The sequence below is a fragment of the Ruegeria sp. HKCCD7251 genome (genome assembly GCF_013031165.1).
In the GTDB taxonomy this organism is placed as follows: domain Bacteria; phylum Pseudomonadota; class Alphaproteobacteria; order Rhodobacterales; family Rhodobacteraceae; genus Ruegeria.
This window is the reverse complement of sequence record NZ_WPZC01000008.1, coordinates 37,596-51,199: the sequence shown is the minus strand read 5'-3', so window position 1 is coordinate 51,199 and position 13,604 is coordinate 37,596. Positions and strand designations below refer to the sequence as shown.

At 54.7% G+C, this 13,604-nt stretch carries 7 protein-coding genes; 2 read left to right on the top strand and 5 right to left on the bottom strand.

The genetic code is table 11. The annotated features are described in order from the left end of the window. Positions 1–79: 79 nt before the first annotated feature. From GOX75_RS16940 to GOX75_RS16930, 3 genes are read right to left on the bottom strand one after another with little or no spacing between them, the layout of a single operon-like run. Positions 80–811, bottom strand: a complete 732-nt coding sequence (locus GOX75_RS16940; protein WP_171125056.1) for an amino acid ABC transporter ATP-binding protein — start codon at positions 809–811, stop codon at positions 80–82. Then, the gene (locus GOX75_RS16935) at positions 808–1,668 is read right to left on the bottom strand and encodes an amino acid ABC transporter permease (RefSeq protein WP_171125054.1); all 861 of its coding nucleotides are present in this window, start codon (positions 1,666–1,668) and stop codon (positions 808–810) included. Before GOX75_RS16935 ends, GOX75_RS16940 begins: the two co-directional genes overlap by 4 nt. Then, positions 1,669–2,493 carry an ABC transporter substrate-binding protein gene (locus GOX75_RS16930; RefSeq protein ID WP_171125052.1) on the bottom strand — a complete coding sequence of 275 codons (825 nt, stop codon included), beginning with the start codon at positions 2,491–2,493 and terminating at the stop codon, positions 1,669–1,671. A gap of 173 nt (positions 2,494–2,666) precedes the next feature. Here GOX75_RS16930 and GOX75_RS16925 point away from each other — a divergent pair, with 173 nt between their 5' ends. After that, positions 2,667–3,485 (top strand): DUF2189 domain-containing protein, encoded by an 819-nt coding sequence (locus GOX75_RS16925; RefSeq protein ID WP_171125050.1) that lies wholly within the window; start codon positions 2,667–2,669, stop codon positions 3,483–3,485. A gap of 287 nt (positions 3,486–3,772) precedes the next feature. Further along, positions 3,773–5,632, top strand: a complete 1,860-nt coding sequence (locus GOX75_RS16920) for an adenylate/guanylate cyclase domain-containing protein (RefSeq protein ID WP_171125048.1) — start codon at positions 3,773–3,775, stop codon at positions 5,630–5,632. Between the two features lie 24 nt (positions 5,633–5,656). Here GOX75_RS16920 and GOX75_RS16915 read toward each other — a convergent pair whose 3' ends face one another. Both GOX75_RS16915 and GOX75_RS16910 read right to left on the bottom strand, forming a co-directional pair. Then, on the bottom strand, positions 5,657–9,490 hold the full coding sequence (locus tag GOX75_RS16915) for a non-ribosomal peptide synthetase (protein ID WP_171125046.1): 3,834 nt from the start codon (positions 9,488–9,490) through the stop codon (positions 5,657–5,659). Between the two features lies 1 nt (position 9,491). Beyond that, positions 9,492–13,604, bottom strand: coding sequence for a non-ribosomal peptide synthetase (locus GOX75_RS16910; protein WP_171125044.1), 4,113 nt, complete (start codon positions 13,602–13,604; stop codon positions 9,492–9,494).

Genomic DNA, 13,604 nt, shown 5'->3' with positions numbered 1-13,604 from the left:
AACGACAATAGCTGTGTTTGCGAGGACGCGTGGTCCGGTAAACTTCAATGCTCAGTATGAAAGACCGCACATTGCCGCGTCAAAGTACGCGGGCAAGAAAGGCCTTGGTTCTGGGCTCGCTGGGGTTGGAGAAAAGCGTTTCTGGCGGGCCTTGTTCCAGGATTCGGCCCGCATCAAGGAAACACACCTTGTCGGCTAGTTCACGTGCAAAGCCCATCTCGTGCGTAGCAAGAACCATTGTCATCCCCTGTTTTCGCAGGTCGCGAAGCACGTCTAGAACTTCGCCGACCAGTTCAGGGTCCAGCGCACTTGTAATCTCGTCAAACAGCATGATCTGCGGCTCCATCGCAAGCGCCCGGATGATTGCCACACGCTGCTGTTGTCCCCCTGATAGCTGATCCGGATAGTGATCCATCCGTTCACCCAGACCGAAACGGGTAAAAAGTTGCGTGACCCGCGTGCGTAGGTCTTCTCTGCTTAGTCCACGCACGCGACGCGGGGCAAGCATCACGTTCTCCGCCGCTGTCATATGCGGGAACAGGTTATAGCTTTGAAAGACTATGCCGATCTTCTGGCGTACAGGCTGAGGGTCCAGGCCCGGCTCGGAAATATCTGTCCCGTCCAGCCAGATCGAACCATCGTCAATCGGTTCCAACAGGTTCATACAGCGCAGAAGCGTAGACTTGCCTGAGCCAGACGCGCCGATCAGGCACACCATCTCACCTTCAGCGATATCAAGATCAATGTCTTTGCAGACTTCGTGGTCGTCGAATCGCTTCCGTACCCCGCGCAAGGATAACTTCGCCGTCATGTGCGCGCCTTGTTTTGTTTGTTCATCAGGTAATCCGCGTATCGCGTCGCAGGTATGGTCAGTGCCAGAAAGATCAGCGCAGCGCCGACATAGGGCGTGAAATTGGCGTAGAGTGATTTATAGACACCCGCCTGACGGAAAATCTCGACGGGGCCGATAAAAGACAACAGCGCAACGTCTTTCTGCAGGGCGATGAAGAGGTTCATATTGGCGGGAACCACATTTCGAATGGCCTGAGGCAGCACAACATAGCGCATGGTGTCCCGATCGCTGAGGCCCAGTGAAGCCGCTGCCGCGCGCTGTGAATGGTGGATCGAGTCGATTCCCGAACGGATTACCTCGGCCACGTAAGCGGAGTAGACTAGAACCAGTGCCAAGGTGCCCCAGATATACGGGCTGTTCCATGGCCTTGGCAGGCCCAGACCGGGTATGCCAAAGCCGATAATGTAGATGACAAGTACGACAGGCAGGCCGCGGAAGATGTCGGTATATGCGATCCCGAATAGTCGCAGTGGAAAAAACGCGGGCGCGCGGGTGTCCCGACACAGCGCGATGGCAAGGCCAGTGATCGCGATCAGCGGCGCGGACCACGCAAAGATCATCACGTTCACAAGAAAGGCTTCTAGTAAGCCGGGAAAGGTTGCTGTGAACACCCTGCCGTTGAAAAAGGCGCGTTGAACCGCATCCCAACCGGGGGCGAGCGGAACTAGAACGACGAGCGCTAGGATAACGCTGACCGTCGAAATCAAGGCGATCCGATTGGACCGCCGCCGTATCCCGGCCTCATAGATTTCGCGACGCGTTGGCGTTGTGGTCGAACGCTCGGCTACGCCTTTTTGCAACGATGTTTCGTCCATTTATTTGATGACCGGCACACCCGTCGCCTCGGACAACCATTGCGCTTCTATGGCCGCAAGCTCACCGCTTTCGGTCAGTTCCGTGATGGCCGCATCGACACATTCCCTCAGCGCGCTGCCGTCTTCCATCAAAAGGCCGAACTGGTCGGGGCTTTCCGATTGATCCGGAGGGAACTGTCCCAGCAAGGCGCCACCTTCCACGACAACGGCCGACAGGTACAGCGCGGTCGGCAAGTCATAGAGTGCGGCATCAATCTGGCCCGCCATGATAGCGGCGTTCACATCGGCGTTGTCGTTGTAAAGCAGCGGCTCATCCGTGGGCTGGATAACTTCGTTCAGCATGGGAATCGCTGTGGTGGTGGCCACCGCACCCCATTTTAGCCCCTTGAGGCTGTCCAACGTTGCTTGGGCACCTGAATCGACAACATTCTGGGTGGTCAGAACCGCCATGGCAGATGTGTAGTAAGGCAAGCTGAAATCGACCATTTCCTCGCGTTCAGGCGTGATCGAGTATTGCTGCATGTTGAAGTCAAAGTTCTTGGCTCCGGGCTGGATCGCCTCGTCAAAACTTGTGCGGACCCACGTTACTTTGTCTTTCCCGAAACCCATTTTTTCGGCGATGGCGTAGGCGACAGCGGCTTCAAACCCTTCGCCGCTTTCTGGCGCGTCGTTCATAACCCAAGGATAATAGGCCGGGTTTCCGGTCGCGATCGTCAGCGTGCCTTCGGTCAGTGTTTTCCCTGCCGCGCAGGTCCCGTCGCCTGCAGCAAACGCTGCGGTTGCAGAGACAATTGCGGTCAAAGCCGTGCAAGCAATCAGTTTCATCTAAACGACTCCCTATTTTTTGATTGCGCACAGGTTCTTACGGGCAGGCGGATTTGTCTAGGGCAACAGTCGTATGGGCTTGGGCACCCGGCTTCCAAGACAGACGTCTATTTCAGCGCACAGGCTGGAAGCAAAAGCTTGAGCGCAGTATCATGGCGTGGAAGGAGTGTGATATGGCGCCCAAAACCGCAGGTTCCACACCGCCGGACAGCCCGGCCCAGTCCCAACCGTCTATACAAGCGGTCAGGAAGGTGACTGCGCAGGACGTTTCAGCGTCATTGAAAGCCGGGTTTTCAGACTTTCTTGCGCGCCCTGTGATGAGCGGTTTTTTTGGTCTGTTCTACGCGGTTTTCGGAATACTGTTCGTGTGGTGTCTGGTCTGGCTGGGCAAGATTTGGATGATTATTCCCGCCGCCGTCGGCTTTCCTTTGGTCGCACCTTTCGCGGCGGCAGGATTATATGAAATGTCGCGGCGGTTGCAGAAGGGTCAGAGCTTTGGCTGGTCTGAAATCCTTACTGTCATGGCCAATCAGCGGAAACGTGAAATGGGTTGGATGGCCTTTGTTACCCTGTTCATTTTCTGGGTGTGGATCTATCAGATACGGCTATGGCTGGCGATTATTCTGAAAGATGCCTCTTTTTCGAATTTTGACGGGTTCCTGAACACCATATTCTTTACGCCGCAAGGGTGGACCTTTCTTGTAATCGGGACCTGCGCAGGCGCGTTTTTGTCAACCGTCCTGTTTTCGGTGACGGTCGTGGCCATGCCCATGTTGCTTGACCGGGAAACCGATTTCGTCACAGCGATGCTGACGTCAATCCGGGTGGTGACGGAAAGTCCGCTGGTCATGCTCAGTTGGGCGGCGATCATTTCGGTCACTATGCTGTTGTCGTTGGTTCCAGCGTTTCTGGGGCTGATCTTCACCCTGCCCATCCTTGGTCACACGACCTGGCATCTTTATCAAAAGGCTCTGCCTCCGGCAGGTGAATGAGGTCGTCAAGTCGGGTCGAATTGGATCCATATGCGACGAAAAACAATTCACTGTTGCGGCCAATTTCATTACCCGGAACCCTATTATCTATCGAATTGGCTTGAGGGGGTTAGCCAGATTTTTGATCTCTTGCCTAGATGTGGGTGAGGGAATGAATTGAAAATAAATATTAAAACAAAGCGCTGGCAAGCGGTTGCAGTAGCGTTTTGTCATGTTTCAGCCGACGCCCGGGGCACGGTATAGACCGATTGTGGGTTCTCGCTTAGCCTTTGGGGTGAGAAACCCATATGGAACGTCGGCTTACAACGATAGTTGCTGCGGACATCGCTGGCTTCTCGCGATTGGTCGCCGCAGACGAAGAGGGAACGCTTTCGGCACAGCGTTCTCACCGTGACGCGTTGCTTGATCCCCTGATCGAAAAATACTCGGGTCGCGTTGCGAATACCGCCGGCGACAGCTTGCTGATCGAGTTTCCCTCAGCGGTGCAGGCGGTTCGGTTTGCGATTGATACGCAAACCGGGATGGCGCGGCGAAACGAAAGAATCCCACCGGACCGGCGTATTGCTTACCGGATCGGAATAAACATCGGCGATGTCGTACCTGAAGGCGATGACCTGCTTGGCGACGGGGTTAACGTCGCGGCGCGGCTTGAGCAATTGGCACCGGCGGGCGGCGTATTGCTGAGCCGTGCGGTACGGGATCAGGTGAGGGACAAGCTGAATGTCAACCTGAAGGATTTGGGTGAAGTTCGGGTCAAGAACCTGTCTCGATCCATTAGGGCATTCCAGATTGAAAATGGAGCCGAAGCAGCATCGCCGCCCAAATCCGAACAGATCAGCCCGGCAATCTTGCTTGTCGCGGGCATCGCTCTGCTCATTACCGCTAGCGCGTGGTGGTGGTTCCAGCGGGGGAACTTGGCGCAACAGGATGTGGACGGGTATGTGCAGAACATGCCTGACGACTCTTCTCTGGCGGTCTTGGCGTTTGACTATATCGGCCCCGGAGAGGCTGAACATGGGTATCTGGCTGACGGAATAAGCGAGAATATCACGACGAACCTTGCCAAGTTGCCGGACTTGCTGGTCATCGGTCAGGATACAAGTTCGAAAGACAGCGGTGAGGGCCTTAGCAGTCGTGACATCGCGGCGCGTTATGGGGTTCGTTACGTGCTTGAGGGCAGCGTCCAGAAATCTGGCGAAGACCTTAGGATATCGGCCAAGCTACTTGATGCCACGTCGGGAAAATATCTTTGGTCTGAGACATTTAACCGAAAATCGGGTGATTTCTTTGATATTCAGGACGAAATTACTCTGTCCGTGCTAGAGCAGGTTTACCGCGGGACGGTAGACGGCGGCAGGGTGACGCTGCGCGAAACAAATGACCTGGTGGCATTTGCGGAAAACGCAAAGGGGCGCGCGCATCGGGTTCGCTTCACCGCCGAAGACAACAAGACCGCGCGTAAGCATTATCAGGCGGCGCTTGAACGTGACGCAAGATATGTTGATGCGCTGGTTGGTATGGCATTTACACATATCATGGATGTTAGGCTTGGATTTTCCAGGGACCCGAAAGAGTCGCTTGCCCTTGCCGAAGATCATCTTGCAATGGCGCTCGACATCGACCCCGGGCGTCCGGCCACTCTGTCCAACCTGGCTGTATTACGCGTCGTACAGAACCGAGGGGAAGAGGCGCAGGAATACGCCCATCTCGCGTTGGAGGGGGGGATGGGTGACGCCAGGGTCATTCGAAGTGCTGCTTGGGTATTAAAATATGCAGGTGCGGCCGAAGAGTCTCTTCCCTATTTTACCAGAGCAAAGCGCATGACCCCGGTTTCCCTGTGGTGGCTGATCGTGGACGAATACGGTGCGCTGATTGACGCTGGCGAATTTGAGCGCGCCAACGCTTTGACCGACGCTTTCTTGGAAGTATTACCCGAAACTTACCGGGCTGAATTTCTGACCTGGCCTGCCGTCGCCGCGTGGAAGAGCGGCGATACTGAAAGAGCACAGGCATTTATTTCTGAGGCAAGAAGGCTAAAGCCAGGGATTTCTATCGCCAGTATCCACCCTTTTGATCTGGCCTATATCGAACAGTCGATACCTGAACGCAGGTATGAGGTGTTGCGCGAACTTGGTCTTGAGGATTGATCGGCACAAGGGGCGCAGACGTTCTTAGCCCGACCCGGGCGGGCCTTGATCCAGAAGATCCTTCAGCGCGGTTGCAATGTTCAGAAATGCATCTGGCCGCTGCATGAGCTCTTCGTGCTTCATTTCAAGCATGTGACAGGTTTTGCGGCGCAAATGCGTGTCCAGAACATCGCCAGTTGCAAGCGATGGATTGCCGGGCGTCAGGAACACATGGGCCGGTTGGTCAAGTCTAGGCACGCGGAAGTCACTGATCGCCAACCCATGAGAGATTTCTACAGCTTCAATATGGAGATCTTTTGAATCCGGTTGCTCATGCAGCGCGGCCATGGTCGCAGGCAGGGTGTGTTTTGCCTTGGCTTTTCGTTTGAAATTCCGAAACAGGTATCGCCAGCGTTTATATGTTCGAAAAAATATCGGCTGCAGTTTTGGTTCTTCGCCCACCATTTTTATCGGAGGATCAAGCAGCACCAAGCCTTTAATCCTGTCCTGCCCCAACTGTCGGGCCAGTTCCATGACCAACGGACAACCGGCTGAATATCCGCATAAAACGATCGGCCCCGTGTTTTCCGATTGATCCAAGTAGGACTTAGCGTCTGACGCCAGATCATCGAAGGTTTTGCCAACTGGAATGTCCATCCCCTGTGTCCGGTGGCTTCGGATGAGGACAACGGAATAATCCGGGCCAAGGCTGCGCGCCATATAGCGGCTGAATTGGACCGAACAATGCGCGATGACAACGGTCGTCTTACCGGGTCCGGGGTTTGACACCTGAATTGTACTGTCGTTTTCAGAAAATGTGACGTTCGTCATCCGGTCCGTGATGCGCTTTGCCAGTTCGGCGACCGTGGGACAACTGAACAGGTCGGTCGGTTCAAACTCCAATCCCATTTCCTGACCCTTCGCATAGGCGGCGATGGTCGTCAGGCTGTCACCTCCTATATCAAAGAAATTTGCGTCCCGCGTGGTGCAAGCTGTGCGTAACACGTCGGAAAAAAGCTCTGCAAGCAGCCCTTCCAATTCCCCCTCGGGCGGGTCGCCGACCTGTACCTGCCTGACGTCTGAGACCATTCGGGCCAGTGTCTGCAGGTCTGTTTTGCCGTTTGGAAGTTGCGGGAACCTTTCGATGTTCACGACCAGGTTTGGATGAAAAGGACTTGGTAAAGTTGCCTGGATGTGCCCACTGACAGTCTGACATAACGCCTCGTCTGCCGGACCTTCGATTGCGATCGCGATACTTTTGGAAGCTGCTTGATCAAGCACGACAGCCGCGACGGGTTGATTGGGTGTAACGGTGCTGGCTGCGGTTTCTATTTCGGAAAGCTCAACGCGGTGGCCGCGAATTTTGACCTGTGAGTCCTTGCGCCCCAGAAATGTGATGTGCCCTGACGCATCTGCTATTCCCAAGTCTCCAGTCCTGTAGGCTTGTATGTCCTTCAAGCCAGTATGGAAAAAGCGTTCCTGAGTTTGAATGGCATTGTTCAGATAGCCGCGCGCAACTGTTCGACCGGCCACAACGATTTCGCCAATCTTACCGGCGCTGACAGGGCAATCGTCCGCGTCGACAACTCCGACCCAAGTACCGGGGATTGCAGAGCCGATCGGGATGTCCGCATCTTCAACATGGCTGGTCGCATCATAGGCTGTGCACCAGACGGTTGCTTCGGTTGGGCCATATTCGTTCACCAATCGGCGACCCGGAAGAACCGTTCGAAATTGCCTTACGATGGTTGGGTGCAAGGGCTCCCCGGCCGTGATCACGGTTCTCAGGTTTTCAAGATCGCGACTTGGAACCGCCGAAAGAAGCGCCTGCGCCAATCCTGGAAGGCAAAGAGTGTGCGTTACCCGGTGATGGGAAATCAACTTGCCAAGCTTTAACGGTTCCTGTTCGGCACGCCTTGGCGCGATCACGAGTTGCCCACCTGAGCACAAGGTCCAATAAATGCCGGCCACAGAGCTGTCGAATGCCAGCGAAGACAAAAGCAGAAAGACGCTTGGCCGTTCCTTGTAGTACGTGTCTCTTGCGGCGGTTGATAGTGCCAATCCCCGACGTGTAATCTCGACCCCTTTGGGTAAGCTCTGAGACCCGGACGTGAACATGACGTAAGCTCTTTCACCGCGCCTGACGTCCACACTGTCCATTGGATTGCCTAAAGAGCTTAGCAAAACGTGGTGAGCGCCGGTTTCAGGCAGCTTGGTGCGTCCGATCTGGTCGGTGACGATGTGACGGGCTTCGATTGCGTTCAGGACTTGCGAGATACGCTCCGACGGGTAGTCCAAGTCCAAAGGGACATAGGCCGCGCCGGACATCATAACGCCTAAGAAGGCCGAGATCGCCGCGGGTCCACGCGGCAACGCCACCGGCACAATGTCTGTTGTTTTGACCCCGGCATCCACCAAAGCCTTTGCAATCTTCCGCGCGCCGAGCGAAAGTTCCGCATAAGTAAGCGTAGCCTCGCCATCAGATATCGCTACTGCTTGGGGCGAGTTTCGGGCGCAACTTAGAAATCGTTCAATGACATCTTCGCTGTCCGGTTCCGGCGAAGGTTTCATGGCGTCTTGCGCTTGCCGCAACAAATTCTTGACCGCGACTTTTGGGTCATTTGTGATTGCTGACAAGATATCTTTGTAATCGGTGATCACGGACTCCACGTCTTCTGAGCTGAGACTCGAAGGATCGTGGTATAGTTCGACAGTCAGTCTGTCTTGTGGCGTCACCAACAGGGTAAGTGGGTAGTTGCTGAATTGTGTTGTCTTCAGGCGGGTCATGTCGACGTCGCCTAAATCCATGTCCAATTGTGCAAGCCCTTCGTTGACGAACAGCGTATCGAACAAAGGCGTGCCACTTGTAAACGGCGCACAGGATTGTACCTCGGCAAGCGACGCATATTCATGCTTGCGACGCGCAAGGTCTGAGCGCGCGTGATCAAGCAGGAAGTTCTCAACCGGCTGCGCAGGGTCGAATTTGCACCGCACGGGCAGAGTATTGACGAATGCGCCTATGGCCTTTGCAATTCCGGGGATCTCGGGTGGTCGGCCCGCAGTTGTCGTACCAAAGACCACATCGTCTTGTTGCAGCAGTCGCCGCAGCGTCAAACCCCATGCGGCCGACAGAATAACGTTTGAAGTCACTTTAAGCTGACGTGCCAGATTCTCGACCGAAGTCATCAGCTCATGACCCAGTTCTTCCACCCGCCTTTCCTGAAGCGCCGCTTCCGAGCTTGTTGCCGTGGTTTGCAAGGTGCTGGGTTCTGTGAGGCCTGAAAACTGGTCGGTCCAAAACGCTCGATTTGTCAGGTTTTTTTGTTTTCGTTGCCAAATGAGGTAGCTTTTGAAGCTGGGCGCCTGGTCGCGCACAGCGTTTGGATTCCTGTAGGATGCACACACATCTTGAAGCGCGACCCTTGTTGACCATCCGTCGCTGATCAAATGGTGAGCCGTCCAGACCAGTCGCCACGCTGAGTCAGACAACTTGATCAGGGTTACTGCCATCAAAGGTGGTTTTTTGAGGTCGAAGCGACGAATTTGTTCCAGCCGCAGCAGATCGTCCCACCGCTGATCGACATTCCTGACGCCGCTCCAATCAAGTTCGGTCCAAGGCAGGTTGATCTCTTCGCGTACGGCCTGCACGGGTTGTTTTACGCCTTCCCATACGAAACCGGCATGAAGCGCATCACGCCCTGCCAGCATCGCTTTGAAGGCACGTTTAAGGCGGTTCGGATCCAGCGGGCCGTTCAAGGCGCAACTGATGACTGCAACATACTGTCCCCCCAGGGCTGCCTCACCCACAGTATGAAACAGCATTCCCTGCTGGGCCGGGGTCAGCGGCAGGATATCTGCAACGCCTTTGGGAAGCCCCATGTCAGTCCAAAGCCTCAGTTATGCGCGACAGATCATCGTCGTCCAAGTCGATCAGATGAGCGTCATCGTCGCCGCTGCCATGGTCATCTGGCAACGTGTCCGCATAAGAGGCCAATGCCCTGAGTGACCGATACTCGAATAACGCAGTCGCAGGCAGGTTGATGCCTTGCTCATTGGCTTTCATTGCAACTTCGATTGCGGCGATGCTGTCTACGCCCAAGTCAAAGAAATCTCGCGTCGCGCTGATCTCTACTTCGCCTAGAACACCGGAAAGGATAGCTGCCAATCGGCGTTGCGTTTCGGTTTCTGGTGCGACGTAATTGCCCGGGGGCGGGTTTTTTGACGCGGCCTTGGGCAACTTAGAAGTATCCACCTTGCCGTTGGCATTAAGGGGCATTTCATCCAGGATTACAACCTGATCCGGCAACATCTCGCGTTGCAGGTGTTCGCGAAGGATATCCCAGACCTGCGACCCATTCAGATCATGACCTGCCACATAAACCGTCAGAGCAGGTGCCCGCGTAACAGGTTCGTCAAATCCGATTTCTTCCAGGATCGCTTCTATTCTTTGCGTGTCGATTTCATCGTTCAGCTCGTCCAGTGCCTGATCGCGTGTCTTGTGACCCATTCGTACGTCCCACGAATAGGGCAGAGCATAGTTGTGAAACCCTTCCCGCGTTTTGTGAACGTGGATTCCGGCATCGTTGATCAGGCAATTGGTCGATCGTCCCGTGTCCCTTGGGCGTTTCCATGCGGTTTGAGTGTCGAGGAACTCATAAATGTCCGAAACAGGCACATCGACATAGCGATAGATATCCAGCACGTCGATTTGACTGAGAAAACGGCCATCCTTTAGGTCGTCGGTCTGCAAAAGCCGGGATACTGCGTCGTCTTCTGCGTGATAGGTCTTGCGGGCTTGCGTAACCATTTCATCCAGTTGCGCGCAAGTCGGGGCTGAGTTACGGAACAGGTCAGGCGTCAGCCGCGTCTCGAAAAACTGGCCGCGCGACAGGCCAGTGACGACCATTGCCGCCCCCTCGGACAGGGCCGTTCGGAAGGCCAGTGTGTAAAGGGCCTTGAAACAACCTTGGCAGACATTGGAATGCGTTTTCAGGCTGTCTACGAAGATTTGGTTCATTTTGTCCGTGGACAGGTACCTGTGGTCCCAGTTCAGGTCGTCAACGACCCTTTGAATGTTCTCTTTGGCTTCGTCCGAGATATACCCATTGTCCAAAGTTACAGCGAGCACTCGAGGCCCATAGGCGGCCAGTCGATAGGCTGCATAGGTACTGTCTTTACCGCCGCTCAGCATCATGAGGACATCGTATTTGCCAGTGCTGGCGCGAACGGCTTGGGCGATCTTGTCATCAAGTTCGGGTTCGGCGCGAAAATAAGCCCCGGCGCGGTCTTTATAGGTGTAAAATTCGGCACAGATCGTACACATATCTTGCGTGTCAAAATGCACCCCGGGAACAGCGTCTGTCAGGCCGCAATTCTTGCACTGCTGCGTTGATACGATGGTGTGATCGGTTGAAGAAAAGGTGACATGCACCGCGTCGACATCAGGCAAATGGCGCAGAATCTGTTCGTATTCCGCAGTCTCGAAGCGAACGCCGTTTTTCTTGATCTGTTGATCCGCGCGTCCAAGGTATTCAAAACGCCCATCATTCGTGATGCGACCAAGATCGCCGGTCCGATATAGCTTATCCTGTAGGTTCAAAGGATCGTCGACGAACTTTTCAGCAGTCAGGGACGGGCTGTTCAGATACCCGTCAGCCAGCCGACCGCTGATCAAGATTTCTCCGGTCACTCCTAAAGGGCAGATATTTAGTGCCGCGTCCCGAACAGACAGCGTGACCCCCACTGCAGGTTGGCCAATCTGAACTGACGACTGCGTATCCGCGTCGGGGTCAAACCTATGGTGCATGGCCCCAACGACGGCTTCCGTCGGGCCGTATTCGTTGATAATTTTCAATGACGGTGACAGGGTGTTGAGCGCACGACGGCAAAGCGCGGATGTCAGGTTTTCACCGCCAAGTATCAGCGTTTCGATGCGTCGGACGGATTGCGTTTGCGTGCAAGCCAAAGCCAGATGCGACGGGGTCAGTTTCACGATGTCGACTTTATCCTCGGCAAAGACGTCAAGGATGGCCATGTCCGGGTCAGAGCGTTCGGGATAAACCCTGGTCGACCCGCCAGTGATCAAAGGGACAAACAGCGACGTCAGGGTCAAATCAAACGACACGGACGAAAAGAACGCAAAATGAGCAGGACGGTCGTTAGCAAAAGACCGAGCCGCCCAGTCAATATATCGCGCTAGGTTTTCGTGGCTTACTTCGACGCCCTTGGGTACACCTGTCGACCCTGATGTAAACAGAATGTATGCGGTGTCGTCGGGTTCGATTGCCCCTCTGACAACAGTGTCGTCGTGGCGGGCGGCCTCGACCGTAATGCTTTTACAAGGGTACTTACGCTGGTCTTCTGGGGTAACAAATACAGCGGATGCACGACTCCCGAGCAGAATTTCGTCCACGCGTGCCGGGGGTATGTTGGTCGCAATTGGTACGAACGCGCACCCGACCTTCAGAACGCCCATGACCGCAATCACAAAATCCATGGACCGAGGTAGATGGACCGCGACGCAGGAACCGCGGGAAACACCAAGTTCTTTCAAATGGGTTGCAATGCGGTCGCTGAGTTCGTCTAGCTGCCCGTAACTTAGCTCGTGTTCTGCTTGGGATAGGGCAATCAGGTCAGGCGTGTTTCTTACGTGTGATCTGAACCTTTCCAGTACGGAAACTTGTGTGGATTGAGGTTCCGCCGGGCCTTGAACAAGTGACAGATCTTCGGGTCCGGCCGAGAATGCAACGGCCGTTACGCGGCTTTCCGGGGTTGAAACCACGGCCGTCAGAAACTTGACGAAATGTGCGCAAAGACTGGTCTCTGAAACCGATTCAAGAATTTTGTTCTGAACGTCCAGACTTAGACTTGGAACACCACTTCCTTCAAAGTCGATGACGTGAAGCCTGAGAGAATGGATTGCATCATGTGCGCCGCTATGCAGCCATTCGACCGAGGCGCGGTGTCCGGCAAACGCATCAAAGCGTGCCTGAATATAGTTGCAGACCGCACTGACACCTGATGTGTCTATCTTTGAAACCGCACCTGGCTTGGCCTGTTTCAAGAAAACGCCCAGCCCCTTTTTTACCTTGCCGTGAAGGTCAAGCAGGGTGTCCGACGCATCGAATTGGATTGAGAGAGGCAAGACTTCGACAAACAGTCCGATCGTTCTTCGATCATCCGGCGTTAGTCGATTGTGCGATGGCAGACCAATCGTAATTTCTTCGTCGCCCGTTATCCTGTGAAGATGGGCGAAAAAAGCCGTGAGGTAGATGGCCAACCGCGACAGCTCGGGCGTGAAAAGTCTGAATTCCGGCCTGGCAATTGCATTCTCCAAAGCACCGAAAAGTGCCGGATCAACTGGTATGCGAAGACGCTTCGAAGAGAATGTTCGTTGTGGATCGCTGCCGTACGGAGGTGTTTTGGCCGTTGGCGCGGCGACGTGTGCCGCGACCATCGAGGAAGATCGCAAATTCTGACGTTCAAAAAAGTTGGGCAGGCTCTCGACTTTTTCGGTATGCCCCCCTTGGAGACGTTCGTAGCGTTGCGAGACCTGCTCGAACATAAGTGCGCCTGATTGCGCGTCGCAGGCAATGTGGTGCTGACACACAAGCCAAACCCAGTGTGAGTTCGCCAACTTCACCAACCGACTGCGCATCGTTCCCTCAGTCAGTTCAAAAGGGGTTTGGACCCAGTCCGCCGATTCCGAAGTCAGCGTTTCCTGCTGATTTTCATTATCGCTGAGGTCTTTGATCTCGAGAAGATCTTCGTCCATCTCGACGGCAAATTGGACAGGACCTTCGGGTGTATCACGTATTGCGGTTCTGAGTGCTTGGTTAAGCTCAAGCGTTTCAAGGAATGCGGCCTTGAATACCTCGGGCTGAACGGCGAAATGCAGATCGAACCTCCAGGCCATGTTGTACAAGGGTACGTCCGGCTGAAGCTGGTGGCCCTTCCAAAATAGCGTTTGGCTTTCGGTCAGAGGATACGACAT

Bases quoted from the DNA above. Each gene is read 5' to 3' on its own strand.
- GOX75_RS16940 (WP_171125056.1), bottom strand. From the start codon at position 811: ATGACGGCGAAGTTATCCTTGCGCGGGGTACGGAAGCGATTCGACGAC.
- GOX75_RS16935 (WP_171125054.1), bottom strand. From the start codon at position 1,668: ATGGACGAAACATCGTTGCAAAAAGGCGTAGCCGAGCGTTCGACCACA.
- GOX75_RS16930 (WP_171125052.1), bottom strand. From the start codon at position 2,493: ATGAAACTGATTGCTTGCACGGCTTTGACCGCAATTGTCTCTGCAACC.
- GOX75_RS16925 (WP_171125050.1), top strand. From the start codon at position 2,667: ATGGCGCCCAAAACCGCAGGTTCCACACCGCCGGACAGCCCGGCCCAG.
- GOX75_RS16920 (WP_171125048.1), top strand. From the start codon at position 3,773: ATGGAACGTCGGCTTACAACGATAGTTGCTGCGGACATCGCTGGCTTC.
- GOX75_RS16915 (WP_171125046.1), bottom strand. From the start codon at position 9,490: ATGGGGCTTCCCAAAGGCGTTGCAGATATCCTGCCGCTGACCCCGGCC.
- GOX75_RS16910 (WP_171125044.1), bottom strand. From the start codon at position 13,604: ATGTCGTATCCTCTGACCGAAAGCCAAACGCTATTTTGGAAGGGCCAC.